Annotated in this window: 17 protein-coding genes; 16 read left to right on the top strand and 1 reads right to left on the bottom strand. The window is 36.9% G+C overall.

Translation table 11 applies throughout. From position 1 onward, the window contains the following. Positions 1 to 116: 116 nt before the first annotated feature. From LREU_RS03500 to LREU_RS03530, 7 genes are all read left to right on the top strand, one after another. Positions 117 to 1,898: a ribonuclease J gene (locus tag LREU_RS03500; RefSeq protein ID WP_003668244.1), complete on the top strand. Its 1,782-nt coding sequence runs from the start codon at positions 117 to 119 to the stop codon at positions 1,896 to 1,898. A gap of 116 nt (positions 1,899 to 2,014) precedes the next feature. Beyond that, on the top strand, positions 2,015 to 2,920 hold the full coding sequence (locus LREU_RS03505) for a hypothetical protein (protein ID WP_003668243.1): 906 nt from the start codon (positions 2,015 to 2,017) through the stop codon (positions 2,918 to 2,920). A 178-nt stretch (positions 2,921 to 3,098) separates the two neighbouring features. After that, a complete protein-coding gene (gene tuf, locus LREU_RS03510; RefSeq protein WP_003666836.1) occupies positions 3,099 to 4,289 on the top strand; it encodes an elongation factor Tu in 1,191 nt (396 codons plus the stop codon). 195 nt (positions 4,290 to 4,484) lie between these two features. Continuing rightward, positions 4,485 to 5,795: a trigger factor gene (gene tig / locus LREU_RS03515; protein WP_003666837.1), complete on the top strand. Its 1,311-nt coding sequence runs from the start codon at positions 4,485 to 4,487 to the stop codon at positions 5,793 to 5,795. A gap of 175 nt (positions 5,796 to 5,970) precedes the next feature. Beyond that, the gene (clpX, locus tag LREU_RS03520; RefSeq protein WP_003666838.1) at positions 5,971 to 7,221 is read left to right on the top strand and encodes an ATP-dependent Clp protease ATP-binding subunit ClpX; all 1,251 of its coding nucleotides are present in this window, start codon (positions 5,971 to 5,973) and stop codon (positions 7,219 to 7,221) included. A gap of 17 nt (positions 7,222 to 7,238) precedes the next feature. After that, entirely contained in the window at positions 7,239 to 7,829 is a 591-nt protein-coding gene (yihA, locus tag LREU_RS03525; RefSeq protein ID WP_003668240.1) for a ribosome biogenesis GTP-binding protein YihA/YsxC, read from the top strand. Position 7,830: 1 nt separating this feature from the next. Further along, complete coding sequence (locus tag LREU_RS03530; RefSeq protein ID WP_003674350.1) at positions 7,831 to 8,130, top strand: nucleoside triphosphate pyrophosphohydrolase family protein; 300 nt, start codon at positions 7,831 to 7,833, stop codon at positions 8,128 to 8,130. A gap of 43 nt (positions 8,131 to 8,173) precedes the next feature. Here LREU_RS03530 and LREU_RS10430 read toward each other — a convergent pair whose 3' ends face one another. After that, entirely contained in the window at positions 8,174 to 8,311 is a 138-nt protein-coding gene (locus LREU_RS10430; RefSeq protein WP_003668237.1) for an SPJ_0845 family protein, read from the bottom strand. 143 nt (positions 8,312 to 8,454) lie between these two features. Here LREU_RS10430 and uvrC point away from each other — a divergent pair, with 143 nt between their 5' ends. The 9 genes from uvrC to LREU_RS03575 all read left to right on the top strand — a co-directional run bounded on the left by uvrC (position 8,455) and on the right by LREU_RS03575 (position 16,728). After that, on the top strand, positions 8,455 to 10,266 hold the full coding sequence (gene uvrC / locus LREU_RS03535) for an excinuclease ABC subunit UvrC (protein WP_003668235.1): 1,812 nt from the start codon (positions 8,455 to 8,457) through the stop codon (positions 10,264 to 10,266). 64 nt (positions 10,267 to 10,330) lie between these two features. Further along, a complete protein-coding gene (gene obgE / locus LREU_RS03540) occupies positions 10,331 to 11,647 on the top strand; it encodes a GTPase ObgE (RefSeq protein WP_003668233.1) in 1,317 nt (438 codons plus the stop codon). A gap of 32 nt (positions 11,648 to 11,679) precedes the next feature. After that, the gene (gene rnz / locus LREU_RS03545; protein ID WP_003668232.1) at positions 11,680 to 12,609 is read left to right on the top strand and encodes a ribonuclease Z; all 930 of its coding nucleotides are present in this window, start codon (positions 11,680 to 11,682) and stop codon (positions 12,607 to 12,609) included. A gap of 17 nt (positions 12,610 to 12,626) precedes the next feature. Beyond that, positions 12,627 to 13,460: an SDR family NAD(P)-dependent oxidoreductase gene (locus tag LREU_RS03550; RefSeq protein WP_012390529.1), complete on the top strand. Its 834-nt coding sequence runs from the start codon at positions 12,627 to 12,629 to the stop codon at positions 13,458 to 13,460. A 139-nt stretch (positions 13,461 to 13,599) separates the two neighbouring features. Then, on the top strand, positions 13,600 to 14,067 hold the full coding sequence (locus tag LREU_RS03555; RefSeq protein WP_003668229.1) for a DHH family phosphoesterase: 468 nt from the start codon (positions 13,600 to 13,602) through the stop codon (positions 14,065 to 14,067). Between the two features lie 13 nt (positions 14,068 to 14,080). Further along, on the top strand, positions 14,081 to 14,401 hold the full coding sequence (locus tag LREU_RS03560; protein ID WP_003668227.1) for a hypothetical protein: 321 nt from the start codon (positions 14,081 to 14,083) through the stop codon (positions 14,399 to 14,401). A gap of 119 nt (positions 14,402 to 14,520) precedes the next feature. Further along, a complete protein-coding gene (locus tag LREU_RS03565; RefSeq protein ID WP_003668226.1) occupies positions 14,521 to 14,793 on the top strand; it encodes a hypothetical protein in 273 nt (90 codons plus the stop codon). 17 nt (positions 14,794 to 14,810) lie between these two features. Beyond that, positions 14,811 to 15,311, top strand: a complete 501-nt coding sequence (locus LREU_RS03570; protein ID WP_003668224.1) for a hypothetical protein — start codon at positions 14,811 to 14,813, stop codon at positions 15,309 to 15,311. Between the two features lie 25 nt (positions 15,312 to 15,336). Continuing rightward, a complete protein-coding gene (locus LREU_RS03575; protein ID WP_003668222.1) occupies positions 15,337 to 16,728 on the top strand; it encodes a DNA primase family protein in 1,392 nt (463 codons plus the stop codon). Positions 16,729 to 17,014 lie beyond the last annotated feature (286 nt).

Here is a 17,014-nt window from a genome sequence, read left to right on the forward strand (position 1 = left end):
TATTTTCACTGATTGTGGTAAGATATTTATAACTATAATGAACGATATAAAATTCTTATCGCTACACATTGTAATCGATAAGGGGTTCAAAACTAAATATTAAAGGAGCCAAATCAATGGATAATAATATTAAAATTATTCCTTTTGGTGGTGTACGCGAAAATGGTAAAAATATGTACGCCGTTGAGATTGAAGACCAAATTTTCATTTTGGATACGGGGTTAAAGTATCCGGAAAATGAATTAATGGGAATCGATGTTGTCATTCCTGACTGGGAATACCTTCGTGAACATAAGGACAAGATAGTCGGAGTATTCTTAACACATGGACATGCAGATTCAATTGGGGCACTTCCGTATTTCTTGATGGACTTTAATGTTCCGGTATTTGGAAGCGAGATGACGATTGCCTTAGCAAAACTGGCAGTTAAAAACCATAAGGAAGTTAAGAAATTTAATGATTTTCATGTTGTTGATGCTTCAACAGCAATTGATTTTAATGATGTTACAGTTTCGTTCTTCCAAACGACCCATACTATTCCTGAAACTTTAGGGGTTGTTTTAGAAACTAAAGCAGGAAATATTGTTTACACTGGTGATTTTAAATTCGATCAGACAGCTAAAAAAGGTTATCAAACAGACCTTGCTCGTTTAGCAGAAATTGGATCACAAGGTGTATTAGCACTTTTAAGTGATTCTGCTGGTGCTGGAATTACGGGTGCGTCTGCTCGTGAGCAAGATATTGGAGACTACATTAAAGAAACATTTAAATATCAAAACGGTCGGATTATTGTTGCTAGTGTAGCTTCAAATATTATGCGCGTACAGCAGATTATCAATGCTGCTGTTGCCGTTGGTCGGAAGATTGTTTTATCTGGTAAAGATATTGAGCAAATCATCGATACAGCAATGTCTTTGGGAAAGCTGCACTTACCAGATGACTTATTCATTAGTCGCAAGGAAGCAGAAAAACTTGAACCAAATCAAGTTGTTATTTTGGAAACTGGTAAAATGGGCGAACCGATTAAGTCATTACAGCAAATTGCAAACGGTGATAATCCTAATTTACAATTAACGAGTACCGATCTTGTCTTTGTTACTACTACTCCTTCTTATGCGCAGGAGACTGAGGTACAAAAGACAAAAGATATGATTTATCGTACGGGAGCAGAAGTTAAGTTTATTTCTGATGATTTGAATCCTTCTGGGCATGCTAACCAAAATGATGAACAGTTAATGTTGAACTTCATGAAACCCAAGTTCTTCATTCCAATTCAAGGCGAATACCGTCTGTTAGATCGTCATGCAGAATTAGCAGAAGAAGTAGGAATTCCAAAAGAAAATATCTTCCTCGTTAATAAGGGTGATGTTCTAACCTACAAAAATGGTAAATTCCATGTTGGAGAACATATTGATGTAAGCAATACTATGATTGACGGGACAGGTGTCGGTGATATCGGTAATATTGTTTTACGAGATCGGCGCGTCCTATCAGAGGATGGGATTTTTGTTGTGGTGGCAACTATTGATCGGAAAAAGAAAAAGATCGTTGCTCGACCACAAATTACGTCACGAGGATTCGTGTTTGTAAAGACTAACCGTCAACTAATGCAACAGAGTGCTGACTTAGTTGAAAAGATTGTTCAAGAAAATCTAGATCAAAAGGAATTTGATTGGAGTCACTTGAAACAAGATGTTCGCGATAAATTAAACCGATTCTTGTTTGATCAAACTAAACGGCATCCAGTTATTTTGCCAGTTATTATGGAGATTAATCAACACCAAAAGAAGATTAAAAACAATGTTGAGAAGAAAGAAGAGAAATCTGCAAAGTCACGTTCAACGAAAGAACATCATCGTGGTCGTGGTAAAAAACGAATGGCAAAAGAAAAGAAGTAGCTGTTTAATATAAATAATGTGAAGGGAGGCTGGGAGAAAACTTTCGTTTTTCTCCCAGCCTCAACTGCTTTTATGAATAATTGTATAAAGTAATGAAATAAAAAAGGGTGATAAAAATGAACGAAACCCAACAAGATCAATATCTCCAGGCTCAAAAATTAATTGCTGAAGAAAAATGGCAAGAAGCTAGTAATATTCTGGAAGATCTTATAAACGAGGTTGATGATTCAGAAATCGGTCGATTGACGATCATCGCTCTGTATCATTCTCAACAATATACCAGGGCTTGTACTTACTTGTTTGAGTATTTAGAAGTAATGTTTGATAGCTTGGCAGATGCTCAAATTGCCATTAAAATTTTATGTCAAAATGAATTATTTGTTTTAGCAAGACAGGTGATTAGTAGTCTTTCGCAATGGCAGGAAGATTTGTTGACAATTGTTACAATGGGTGAGAAAAAATCTCGTCAAGAGTACCAGGAGACATTACAAACACGTTTGCGAGACTTTTATCATTTAGGAGATTACTCCCTTGAAGAGCAGCAAAGTAGGCTGCAGGCGGCTTTTAAGCTTCCTTTAAATGAATTTATTACAGGCGCTAAATTCCTGCTTCGTGACCCCTATACTCATCCACTGGTAAAGTCTAGTTTGGTTGAGCTACTTAGTAAGTTACAAGTTGCAGATCCAGTTACTGTTTATTGGCTAGATAAGAAAGAATATACAGTTGTGCCAGCCGATATTCAGCCTTTAAATTTATTGCCAATCGTTAGTGAAGGTAAGAGATTAATTACAGAAAAGTGTGGAAATCAAAACCCGCAGACAGAAAAGCTGGCAATTCAAGAATTTCAATTACAGGTAATGTTTTTGTATCCGCGAATTAATCAAATTATTGAGGACATTGATGAATGGACAAACGTTTTAATCGCAAGAATAGAAGGAAAGAAAGTCGCAACAAATACAGTTTCTAATACCTGGCAGAAACGATTAGGTAAGCAGATTGACGAATTAATAGAAAAACATTAGTCAAATACATTTACAAATGAACAGATAGTTGATATTATATTTAAGAATTCTTCTTCAGAGCCTAAGATTAAAGCTTTCAATTGGCGAAAAGAAGTTGTACAATATGTATAAGGGTATGTCAGTCACCGAATCAGATGATCTGGCATTATACTTGTAAATTATCAGGAGGTTTTCATTAATGGCTGAAAAAGAACATTATGAACGTACAAAACCCCACGTTAACATTGGTACTATTGGCCACGTTGACCACGGGAAGACTACTTTAACTGCTGCTATTACAAAGGTATTGGCAGCCAAAGGTTTAGCAAAGGCAGAAGATTACGCTGATATCGATGCTGCTCCAGAAGAAAAGGAACGTGGTATCACTATCAACACTGCCCACGTTGAATACGAAACTGAAAAGCGTCACTACGCACACATCGATGCCCCTGGACACGCTGACTACGTTAAGAACATGATCACTGGTGCTGCCCAAATGGATGGTGCTATCCTTGTTGTTGCCGCTACTGATGGTCCTATGCCACAAACTCGTGAACACATTCTTCTTGCTCGTCAGGTTGGTGTTCAATACATCGTTGTATTCTTGAACAAGACTGACTTAGTTGACGATGATGAATTAGTTGACTTAGTTGAAATGGAAGTTCGTGACTTACTTAGCGAATACGATTTCCCTGGTGACGATGTTCCAGTTGTTCGTGGATCTGCTCTTAAGGCACTTGAAGGTGACCCAGAACAAGAAAAAGTTATCCTTCACTTAATGGATGTTATTGATGACTACATTCCAACTCCAAAGCGTCCTACTGACAAGCCATTCATGATGCCTGTCGAAGACGTATTTACTATCACTGGTCGTGGTACTGTTGCTTCTGGTCGTATTGACCGTGGTACTGTTAAGGTCGGTGACGAAGTTGAAATCGTTGGTTTAACTGAAGACGTTCTTAAGTCAACTGTTACTGGTTTGGAAATGTTCCACAAGACTCTTGATCTTGGTGAAGCCGGTGATAACGTTGGTGTACTTCTTCGTGGTATTTCACACGACCAAATCCAACGTGGTCAAGTTTTGGCTGAACCAGGTTCAATCCAAACTCACAAGAACTTCAAGGGTGAAGTTTACGTTATGACTAAGGAAGAAGGGGGACGTCACACTCCATTCTTCTCAAACTACCGTCCACAATTCTACTTCCACACAACTGATGTTACTGGTACTATCGAATTACCAGATGGTGTAGAAATGGTTATGCCTGGTGATAACGTTACATTCACTGTTAACTTACAAAAGCCAGTTGCTCTTGAAAAGGGTCTTAAGTTCACTATTCGTGAAGGTGGACACACTGTTGGTGCCGGTGTTGTATCCGACATCTTAGACTAATTTTTGAGTACAGATGTGCTAAAAGGCTTGGGGAAACCCAGGTCTTTTTTCTTTAACAAAAATATTTGAAAATAACTTGGGGATCAGCCGTCAATAAGTTGCAATTACTGGTCTCCTACGGTAAACTAATATAGTATGTAAAGACTAATTATAAATATTAATTAGTCAAATTGATTTGTTATTGGAGGAAATAAAATGTCAGCAAAATGGGAACGCGATAGCGATGCCAGCAAAGGTACATTGACATTTGAAATTGATGTCGACACTATTAACAAGGGAATTGACGAAGCTTTCGTTGAGACTCGTAAAAAGATCACTGTTCCGGGTTTCCGGAAGGGTCGTGTCCCTCGTCAAATCTTTAACCAAATGTACGGTGAAGAATCATTGTATCAAGATGCCTTAAACAAGGTATTACCTGATGCATATAATGAAGCAGTAAAAGAAACTAACATTCAACCTGTAGATCAACCTAAGATTGATATTAAGAGCATGGAAAAGGGTCAACCATGGGTATTAACTGCTGAAGTTGACGTTATGCCAGAAGTTAAATTAGGTGAATACAAGGGTATGGAAGTTCCTGCTCAAGACACCACTGTTACTGATGCTGATGTTGATGATGCACTTGAAACTAAGCGTCAACAACAAGCTGAACTTGTATTAAAAGAAGATAAGCCAGCCGAAAAGGGTGACACTGTTGTTATTGATTACAAGGGTAGCGTTGACGGTGAAGAATTTGATGGCGGTTCAGCTGAAAACTACTCACTAGAATTAGGCTCAGGCTCATTTATTCCAGGTTTTGAAGATCAATTAATCGGTCACAACGCTGATGAAGATGTTGATGTAAATGTTACCTTCCCAGAAGATTACCACGCTAAGAATCTTGCTGGCAAGGATGCACTTTTCAAGGTTAAGATTCACGAAATCAAGGAAAAGCAATTACCAGAACTTGACGATGATTTCGCTAAGGATGTTGACGAAGATGTTGATACTTTAGCTGAATTAAAGGAAAAGACTAAGAAGCAACTTCAAGAAGAAAAGGATAACCAAGCTAAGGCTGCTATTGAAGATGCTGCTATCAATAAGGCTGTTGCTAATGCAGAAATCCAAGATATTCCACAAGCAATGTTGGATGATGACACTAACCGTCAAATGCAACAATACTTAGCAGGAATGCAACAACAAGGTATCAGTCCTCAAATGTACTTCCAAATTACTGGTACAAAGGAAGAAGATTTGAAGAAGCAATTTGCTAATGATGCTGCTCAACGTGTAAAGACTAACCTTGTCTTAGAAGCAATTGTTGACGATGCTAACTTAGATGCTACTGATGAAGAAATTGCTAAAGAAATTTCTGACCTTGCAAAGCAATACGGTATGGAAGAAGATGCTGTTAAGAAGGCATTATCTAAAGACATGTTAATGCATGATATTAAGATCCGTAAGGCTGTTGACTTAGTTGCTGATTCAGCAAAGCAAGTTAAGGATGACGAAAAGTCTGACAAGTAATTTGTTAAATAATTACTAATCAATGAGGCTGGAAGAAAACAGTAGTTTTCTTCCAGCCTCGCTATTTATCAAATATTAGTAAGATAAAGTAGAAAATAATTTACTGAGTAATTTAGTCGAAATTAAACAGTAATTTTGTTATTATGTTTTAATAAGTCTTAGAGGAGGTTCATTTATGTTTGAAGATACCACTGGTATGGATTCAGTTCACTGTTCATTTTGTGGAAAGTCCCAAGATGAAGTGAAAAAAATTGTTGCTGGTCCTGGCGTCTATATTTGTAACGAATGTGTTGACCTTTGTAAACAAATTATTGATCAGGAATTAGCAGAAGATGAAGCTAAAAAAGCTTTCCGTGTGCCAACTCCAGGAGAGATTGTTAACGAACTGGATGACTATGTAATTGGTCAAGGTGATGCTAAAAAAACATTAGCAGTTGCTGTTTATAACCACTATAAGCGGGTTAATGCAATGATGAGTGGTGATAATAATGATACAGAACTTCAAAAGAGCAACATTGCCGTAATTGGTCCAACTGGTTCTGGGAAAACCTATCTTGCCCAGTCACTTGCCCGCATTCTCAATGTTCCATTTGCGATTGCAGATGCTACAACTTTAACTGAAGCTGGATACGTTGGTGAAGATGTTGAGAATATTATCCTTAAACTACTTCAGGCTGCTGACTTTGATGTAGAACGTGCTGAAAAAGGAATCATTTACATTGACGAAATTGATAAAATCGCAAAGAAGAGTGAAAATGTATCAATTACACGTGATGTTTCTGGAGAAGGGGTTCAACAAGCTCTTTTAAAGATTCTTGAAGGAACAATTGCTAATGTACCGCCTCAGGGAGGACGTAAGCATCCACAGCAAGAATTTATCCAAGTCGATACAAAGAATATCCTCTTTATTGTGGGGGGAGCCTTTGATGGGATCGAAACAATTGTTAAGGAACGACTTGGTGATAAGACAATTGGATTTGGAACAGACTCACGAGAAGCTGAAGAGGTTACGGATAAAAATATTTTGCAACATGTTATTCCAGAAGACCTTCTTAAGTTTGGCTTGATTCCAGAATTTATCGGACGATTACCTGTGATGACTGCTCTTGAAAAACTTGATGAAGATGACCTTGTTCGAATCCTTACTGAGCCGAAGAATGCATTAGTTAAGCAATATCAAGAGTTAATTCGCCTTGATGGAAGTCAGTTGACCTTTACTGATGGTGCATTACGAGCAATGGCACAACTAGCAATCAAGCGGAATACAGGTGCTCGTGGTCTCCGTTCGATTATTGAAGATGTAATGCGGGATGTAATGTTTGACTTGCCAAGTCGTAAAGATGTAGAAAAGGTAATTATTGATAAACGATGTGTAACGCAACATACAGAACCTCGTTACGTTTTAAAGGATGAAAAAGCTTCTTAATGAAATGAGGTAAGCAAATGGAAGTTCACAATGTAGATTTAACAATCAGTGCCGTAAGTGATGAACAATATCCTAAAACAAATATTCCAGAAATTGCTTTAGTTGGTCGTTCAAATGTTGGGAAGTCATCGTTGACAAATGTCTTAATCAACCGGCGCAATTTTGCTCATACGTCTAGTCAGCCAGGTAAAACCCAGACGTTAAATTTCTATGACGTTGAGGATAAGGTATATTTTGTCGATGTTCCAGGATATGGGTATGCCAAAGTCTCGAAAAAAGAGCGAGAACGATTTGGAAAAATGATCGAACAATACTTAACCCAACGTGAACAATTACGCGGAGTTATTCAATTAGTTGATGCACGGCATGAACCAACCCCTGATGATGTAAATATGTATAATTGGTTACAATATTATAATATTCCAACATTAATCGTAGGGACAAAGATTGATAAGGTAAAACGAAGTGCATGGAATCGCCAACTAAGCCTTATCAAAAAGACCCTTGATGTTGAGAGTTCAACACCGATTATTCTATTTTCAGCTACAGAGAAAAAGGGTAAAGATGATGTTTGGCAGTGGATTGAAGAGCGAATGGGGAAGAACTAAGTTGGATTTTAATGAATACCAAAATGCAGCAAAACGAACCTTATATGGGAATGAACAAGTTTTAACAAATTGTGCATTAGGATTAGCTGGTGAGTCAGGACAAGTCGTTGATTTAGTAAAAAACTATACTTTTCGTAGTCGAAAATTAGATCGTAAGGAACTAATCCACGAAATGGGTGATGTCTTATGGTATTTATCTCAGATTGCAGAATGGGCCGATATTCCATTTGAAGAGGTTGCCAAAGCAAATATTGAGGAATTAAATCAGCGCTATCCGACTGGTTTTAAAAAACAAGATTAAAAAAATAAGCGGGGGTATGAGTGATCACATCTCCGCTTTTGCATTATTTCTTTTCTTTATCTTTACTATCTTTTTCTTTTTTATCGTCATTTTTTTTAGTTGCTTTTGGTTTTTTAGGATCAATCGCAAATTGATCAAATAATTTATCAAGCTGTTCGCTTCTTCTAGTAACTAATCCCATTTTTTTAGCTCCTTTTTTATATTTGACAAAATGCTAGCATAAATTTTGCTAAATGTACAATTATTTCTAAACACTTTCTTTGCCTTAATGATGATTTTTCAGATATAATATATTGTTAGATAATTTTTCGGAGGGATTTTGCGATGGCCAGTGAACATTTAGAACATAAACTAGCATTGTTACCTGACAAGCCAGGTTGCTACCTGATGAAAAACATTAATGATCAGATAATTTATGTTGGTAAAGCTAAAAATTTGAAGAATCGGGTTCGCTCTTACTTTAAGAGTAGTCACACCGGTAAAGTAGCTAAAATGGTTTCGGAAGTTGCAGACTTTGAAACCATTGTAACTTCGACTAATAAAGAGTCGTTCTTACTCGAAATAACGCTGATTCAAAAACATCAACCTTATTTCAATATCAAATTAAAAAAGGGAACTGGTTATCCCTACATAAAAATAACAAATGAGCGAGATCCTCAAATTAAGATCGTTAGTAAAATAAAAAAAGATGGTGGATATTATTTTGGCCCTTATCCAAATGTCTATGCTGCGGAGGAAACGATGCATTTTATTCAAAAGGTTTACCCATTAAGACGATGTAATGGGTACCAAGGCCGTCCGTGTTTGTATTACCATATGGGACAATGTTTAGGAGCTTGTTTTAAAGAAGTTCCTAAGAGTGACTACGAAGAGCAAATTAAGAAAATTAAGTCATTTTTGAGTGGAAACACAGCGACAGTTAAGCGACAGTTAACCAAAAAGATGCAACGAGCAGCAGAAAATATGGAGTTTGAACGAGCGGCTGAAATTCGAGACCAGCTTCACTATATTGAAGTAACGGTTGAAAAACAAAAGATTATTTCAAATGATAAGACCCCTCGTGATTTGTTTAATTTCTATATGGATAAAGGGTGGCTTTCTATTCAAATTTTCTTTATCCGACAAGCACGGTTAATGAAACGAGAAAAACGTCTATTTCCAATCGTGGATACGGCAGTCGAAGAAATGACCAGCTTTATTCTTCAATTTTATAATCGTCGTAATAATATTTTGCCGCATGAAATTCTCCTTCCCAAGGGTCTCCCTAATAAAGAAATAAGTGAAATACTAGGGGTGCCGGTTCGGACACCTGTTCGGGGAGAAAAACGAGATCTCTTAGCAATGGCACATGAAAATGCTCAGTTGTCCTTAGATGAAAAATTTCGACTGCTTGAGATGGACCAAAGTAAGACTACCGGTGCGATGAAAGAGATTACGGATGCCCTTGGACTTCCAGAAGGTCACCGGATTGAAGCATTTGATCATTCTCATATTCAGGGGGCTGACCCCGTCAGTGCAATGGTTGTATTTATTAATGGAGAACCGGCTAAAAATTTTTACCGGAAGTATAAATTGAAAACGGTGATTAATCATGCTGACGAAGCTGCCAGTACCCGTGAAGTTATTCGGCGGAGGTATTCGCGTCTCTTAAAAGAGAATAAGCCAATGCCGGATATGATTTTTATGGATGGTGGCGAAATTCAGATGGATGCGGCTAAAGATGTTTTAGAGAATGAACTTGGTCTCGAGATTCCGGTAGTAGGGATGGTAAAGAATGATAAACACCAAACCGCTGACTTATTGTTCGGGGATGATGATCACCATATTAATTTGAATCCACGGAGCCAAGGCTTTTACTTAGTTCAACGCATTCAAGATGAGGTTCACCGGTTTGCGATTACTTTCCACCGGCGCGTTCATACTAAGCATTCGTTGAGCTCGCGTTTGGATGAAATTAAGGGAGTGGGACCCCGAACTCGAACAAAATTGCTTAAAAAATATGGATCAATTACCAAAATTGCTCAAGCCTCAGTTGATGAAATCCATTCACTAGGAATTAATCGACCTACCGCCCAGTTAATCAAGGTTTCATTGCAGAAAAATGCTGAGGTGGCGAAGGGTAGTAGTCATGATTGAGTTTTGACAGGCTTATAAATTTTAAATATACTAAATAATAGACTAAAGAACGGAGACAATCATTATGAATATGTTTGTTGATCAAATAAAAATTGAAGTACATGCAGGTAAGGGTGGCGATGGAATGGTAGCATTTCGTCGTGAAAAATATGTTCCTAACGGGGGCCCAGCTGGTGGCGATGGTGGCCGTGGCGGTAGTATCATTTTAAAAGTTGATGAAGGATTACGGACATTAATGGATTTCCGTTATCACCGAATTTTTAAAGCTAAAAACGGTGGCAATGGGATGAGTAAACAGATGACTGGGCCAAGTGCAGAAGATACAATTATTGCTGTTCCCCAAGGTACCACTGTTAGGGATCTTGATACTGGCAAGATTATTGGTGATCTCGTTGAAAAAGACCAAGAATTAGTAGTTGCCAAAGGTGGCCGTGGTGGTCGCGGCAACATTCACTTTGCTAGTGCTAAAAACCCTGCTCCTGAAATTGCTGAAAATGGTGAACCAGGAGAAGACCATTACTTAGAATTAGAATTAAAGATGCTTGCTGATGTCGGATTAATTGGGTTCCCTTCTGTTGGAAAGTCAACTTTATTATCAGTAGTAACCGGTGCTAAGCCTAAAATTGCTGCATATGAATTTACGACATTAACTCCTAATCTCGGAATGGTAATGCTACCAGATGGCCGTGATTTTGCGATGGCTGACATGCCTGGTTTAATTGAAGGAGCATCGAAGGGTATCGGCCTTGGATTGAAGTTCTTGCGGCACATTGAACGTACCCGCGTTCTTCTTCACCTAGTGGATATGAGTAGTGAAGATCCTCATCAAGCAATTGAACGTTACCGGCAAATTAATAAGGAACTTGCTGATTACGATCCTGAATTATTAAAGCGACCACAAATTGTAGTTGCGACGAAGATGGATTTGCCAAATTCTGCCGATAACTTAGCCGCTTTTAAAGCTGATTTGGCAGCAGATAAGACTTTAGAAAAACAGCCAGAGATTTTCCCTATTTCAGCGGTTACTCATCAAGGTGTTCAACAATTAATGCAATTAACTGCTGATCTCTTAGATAAGACGCCCGCATTTGATAGTGAGAGTCATGATAAAGAATTGGTCGCTGAATATCGTGCTGCTGCTCCTGACAAGAAAGATGAAGCGGACTTTACCATTACCAAGGATGAAGACGGCACCTGGGTATTGGGTGGTGAAAAACTTATTCGGTTATTTAAGATGACTGATTTAACTCATGAAGAAAGTCAATTACGCTTTGCTCGTCAACTTCGCCATATGGGGGTTGATGACGCGTTAAGAGCTAAAGGTGTACAAGATGGCGATCTTGTAAGAATTGAAAAATTTGTTTTTGAATTTATTCAATAAAATTATACGTAGCAAAGGTAGGAAAAATATAAATGCAACTTGAATTTTTAGGAACAGGCGCTGGTTCCCCAAGTAAGCAACGTAATGTAGCAAGTGTTGCATTGCGGTTGTTAGAAGAACGAAACGCAATTTGGTTATTTGATGTTGGAGAAGCTACTCAACATCAAATTCTCAATACGACAATTAGGCCACGAAAGATAGAAAAAATCTTTATTACTCACTTGCATGGTGATCATATCTTTGGTTTACCTGGTTTACTAAGTTCCCGCTCTTTTCAAGGAGGAACCGAACCATTGACGATCTATGGACCAGTAGGAATAAAGCGGTATGTTCAGACTTCTTTGCAAGTAAGTGAGTCACGCCTCAGTTATCCTTTGCATTTTGTTGAAATAACAGATGACGGGGAACTATTTAATGATCATGGTTTTAGAGTGATTGCACGAAAGTTGGATCACAAAATTGCTTGTTTTGGATACCGGATTGAAGAAGCGGATCATCCAGGAGAATTACAAGTTGAAAAATTACGAGAACAAAAAGTACCATCTGGGCCAATTTACGGCCAACTAAAAGCTGGAAAAACGGTTACTCTTCCTGATGGTCGCGTATTAGATGGTCATGACTTTATTGGCACTCCTCAACCTGGACGCATTATTGCAATTTTAGGCGATACTAGACAAACAAAGAATGCAATTTTGTTAGCACAAAATGCGGATGTATTAGTGCATGAAAGTACTTTTGCTAAAGATGAGACGAAGATGGCACACAATTATTATCATTCAACCAGCAAACAAGCAGCTGAAATTGCAAAAAAAGCTGGTGTTAAAAAATTATTGTTAAATCATATTTCAGCACGATACACCGGTAAAGCAGCCTATCAATTGGCATATCAAGTTCGTAATATTATTCCTGATACTCGAGTTGTTAATGATTTTGACGTGATTGATATTCCGTTTAAAAAATGAAAAGAGATGGCAAAAAAATGCTGAGAAGAGTAAAGACGTTACGTTTTCTGCGAAATGAAGTTGTATTAATTACTGGTGGTTCAAGTGGAATCGGCAAAGAGTTGGCTTTTGAGGCAGCTCGTCGCGGCGCAATTGTTGTTGTTGTTTCTCGTAACCTTGAGAAGTTGCAAGAGGTAGCCAAGAAATGTTTAATTTTATCTGGTCGGCCAGCATTTGCTTATCAATTGGATGTCACCGACCCTGATCAGATTGATGATGTGCTTTCGAAGGTTCAACATGAAGTAGGAGGAATCGATGTATTAATTAATTCTGCTGGGCTTGGTGACTTTATTCCCGTAGTTAAGGAATCTTACCGCTCAATGGAAAAAATGGTACATACAAACCTCTTAGCCTTAATGTATATTAGTCGGTGTGTGGCTAAACAAATGATGGATCAAGGGTATGGGGCCATTATTAATATGGGTTCATTTGCTGGTAAATTGCCTACACCAAATAGCGCTGTATATTCAGCAACGAAGGCTGGGGTAATCCAGTTTGATAACGTTTTACGAATGGAAGTTGCTGATTATGGTGTCCAAGTGTTGACAGTTAATCCTGGTCCAATTGATACGCCTTTCTTTGATAAAGCGGATAATGATTATACATATCGGGCACATTTGCCAAAATGGGTGTTTATCTCTCCTGAAGACTTAGCTCGACGAATTTGGAATAATGTCGGGTATAAGACAAGGGAAATTAATGTTCCAGGATATGTGGCTTATCTTGGCTGGGCTTACCAAGTTATTCCCGGTTTAGGTGACTGGGCAATTAAGAAATTTTTTGATTTCCAACAGGATAAGAAGAACTTATAATATGCTCCCTTATTTTCATTTTCGTTAAATTGCAGAATTTAGCAGTTTCTTTCAAAAAATGAAAGGAGCAAAATAAAAGAGACTGAGTTTATCCCAGCCTCTTGTTTAATTTTGGCGTTGAAATGGTGGTTAATTTTAAATGATTGATGCAAAATTTAAGTGGAAACTTGCCGATAATGCTTCCTCAGCAACTGTTGATAATCTCGAAAAAGAGTTAGGCATTTCTAGAATATTAGCAACCTTATTAGCTCAGCAAGGAATCGATTCAACCGAACAAGCAAAAAAATTCTTTGAACCATCGATGGAAGAGATTCATGATCCAACCTTATTGCATGATATGGATAAGGCAGTTGAGCGGATTGAGCAGGCAGTTGAAAAGCAAGAACAAATTACTATTTATGGTGATTATGATGCCGATGGAATTACTAGCACATCCTTAATGTATGAAACATTATTATCTATCGGTGCTAATGTTAATTATTATGTCCCAAATCGGTTTACAGATGGATATGGGCCCAATATGGACGCTTACCAACGCCTTTGGGCTTATCTAGCAACGTTTTTACCATTGCTGGGTATTGTTGTTGCAATTAGTAACTTATTTTAAGGAGTAATAAGAAATGAGTTTATACACTAAAAAATTTGAAGAAGAAATATTAAGTAAAAGAATTATTGATATAGAAGACAGGATTGTTAAAGCTGGCAGTTATATAAATTCAATTACTGAAGATTGTTTTGAAGGTACTATCACTAAAGAAAATGGAGAAATAATTGCAGATGATCCGATTTCCTCAGCAGATGAAATTATTAAGGTCGCTAAAGAAATTAAAGATTTAGCAATTCAATATAAAACTTTAACTGATTTTGAAAACGACTTTATGGATGGTAATAAAAAAGCCGTTGATAGTGAGAACGCCAATTCAGACACTAACAACGACTAAATAAAACTTAGAGAATTAAATTTAGCTAATAAAAAAGCCAACAATCTTTACGGGGGATGTTGGACGAATTACTAATATTTAATTCTCTTTCATTCTAACATGAGTGGAGGGTTTAAACAATGGAAAAAGATAAGAACCAAGAACTAGCGTTTGAAAATCAGTTGTGGGAAGCAGATTCCAATGTTGAAGAAACAACCGGAATAGCCCAAGCACTGTATGATCAGTTAAATGATGTTTTTGCTCCAATTGTACGAGTAGACAATTATGCAGCAATGAGTGATGAACAAGTGTCTACGGTTGCTCAAACAGTAGTATCACGTAAGAAAGCATTGTTAGCACTATCTAGTATTTTGTTGGATAAGTTAGATCAAATTCATGATCAATTGCAATAGGTGGGACGTGATTAATAGTGTTAAGTTTTGAAGAAAAACTATCCGTTAATCCTTTATTAGATAGTGACAAGATGGAAAAAATTATTAATTCAACGTCACATCCCCTTAATGAGTACGCAAAGAAACAGTTTCAGAAAGCACTTGAATACTATAACGATGATTACAAGGTTATAGAACGAGCTGTTAGTAGTAAAAGTAGTAGAAAATTTATTGCTCTTTATAAAAATAATGAGGAAATAATTTCCTACTACCTAAATAAATATCATAGCGTTAAACCTGCTATTGGTGCAATGTGTTTTTATCTTCTCTACTACACAGGGGATGACGTTAAACAAGTTAACCGAATACTGCACCGTACACCACTCTTTAAGTATTGGAATAATGCTAGTCAAAACGAAGATCAATCAATAGTCGATTGGGACAATATATACGAAGAAACAAGTTTAGACGGGAAAAGCTTTGAATATATCAAAACAAAAGGCGAAGTAGAGATTATCAGTCTTAAATACAAACGCTAAATTACCATGTAAAGAGAGGGAAAATATGGCTAATATTGATGACTTAGTAAATAACAATAGTTTTCCAGAATGGTTAACTGTAAGTGATAAAGGAAATAAACTGGTTGATGAAATTAAGTTGGCTAAATATTTAGAAAAAAAGTATCACTTTACATCCAACCAATTTATAGAACACGGCTATTGGTTCGATCCTAAAAGTAGACAATGGAAAAATTACGCTGATTCAGTCATTGAAAAATCAATCAAAAATGAAATTGTACCTCATGGAATATGGAGAACGAACTTATTAGCATCGGTTTCTAAATTAATTGCCTTAGATTCACAAGAAATTGTAGAAGACAATCCATTTGATCAACCAGCACCTTATAAAGCAGTGTTTGGTAAACACACTTACAACTTGATGACGGACACTTTAGAAGATAATTCACCAGAGAACTATCTTTTACAAAATAGACCATATGAATTAGAAACAAAAGGAAAAGCTACAACGTGGAATAAATGGTTAAAACAATCATTAGTACCCTCAACTAAAGAAATCCGTGATGATACTGGAAAACTACAAGATGAATATGACCTAACAGCAATTGAAACAGTAAAAGCCTTTATTGGTTTTGCTTTAGCAGGTAGTTTTAAGGACTTTCAAATTTATATGATTCTATACGGGTTGGGTGGGGATGGTAAATCTACATTTCTAAATAAACTAATGGAGTTAATAGGGAAGCCTAACGTTTCAAACGTTTCTTTAGAAGCATTATCCGACCAAAAAGAAGCTAAATTTGCTACTTCTCAGCTGTATCATAAAGCTGCTAATGTTTTTGCTGATATAAGCCCCAAATTTATGGAACAGACTAATATTATTAAAACATTAACTGGTGGCGACGCTACAACAGCTCAATTTAAATATAAAGATCCATTTAAACTTGAAAATGAAGCTAAATTGATTTTTAGCGCTAATGATTTACCAGCCTTCAATGATTTTACAGACGGATTTAAAAGACGACCAATTATTGTAACGTTCCATAAGATTAAACATTTTAAAGAGCAATTCAAAGAGCAAGACTTTAAAAGAGAAATGCCAGCATTTGCCTATGAATGCTTAAAATCTTATAAAAAAGCACTTGATTCTGGTAAGTTTCCAGTGACTGAATACATGGAACAGCAAAAGCGAAGCTGGGTAAATGCTAATGACAATATCGGCAACTGGATTAACGATTGTTGTACTACAAATGAGAACGATAAAGAAAAATCGGTATATCTATATGGCAATTATAAAGAGTATTGTAAAAATACTGCTGTTCCTTGTCTTAGTAATCGTAAGTTTGCGAAAGAGCTAATAGCACGAGGATACAAACACACTACAGTTAAGATTAACGGTAAAAATGTTAAAGGTTATAAAGGAATTGCTCTTAAAAATTAGTTATAGTTTTATATTTATCGGTTACCTTTGCAGAAGTTCTTATAAAGCTTGATATAAAGCTATTTAAAGGTAACCGAAAGCATTTTGAGGTAACCGATAGTTTCGGGTTACTATATTAAGTAACTGCAATGTATCGGTTACCTTTATATCCTATCGGTTACCATATAAATGTTGATATAAAGGCGATTGTGGGTACTTGAAACGGGGTAACCGATAAAAGTAAAAACTATTTTCAATTGAAGAGATGAAAATTAACAATTAAAACTGCTTTTACCGTACTTTTATT

This window comes from Limosilactobacillus reuteri subsp. reuteri (genome assembly GCF_000016825.1).
Taxonomy (GTDB): domain Bacteria; phylum Bacillota; class Bacilli; order Lactobacillales; family Lactobacillaceae; genus Limosilactobacillus; species Limosilactobacillus reuteri.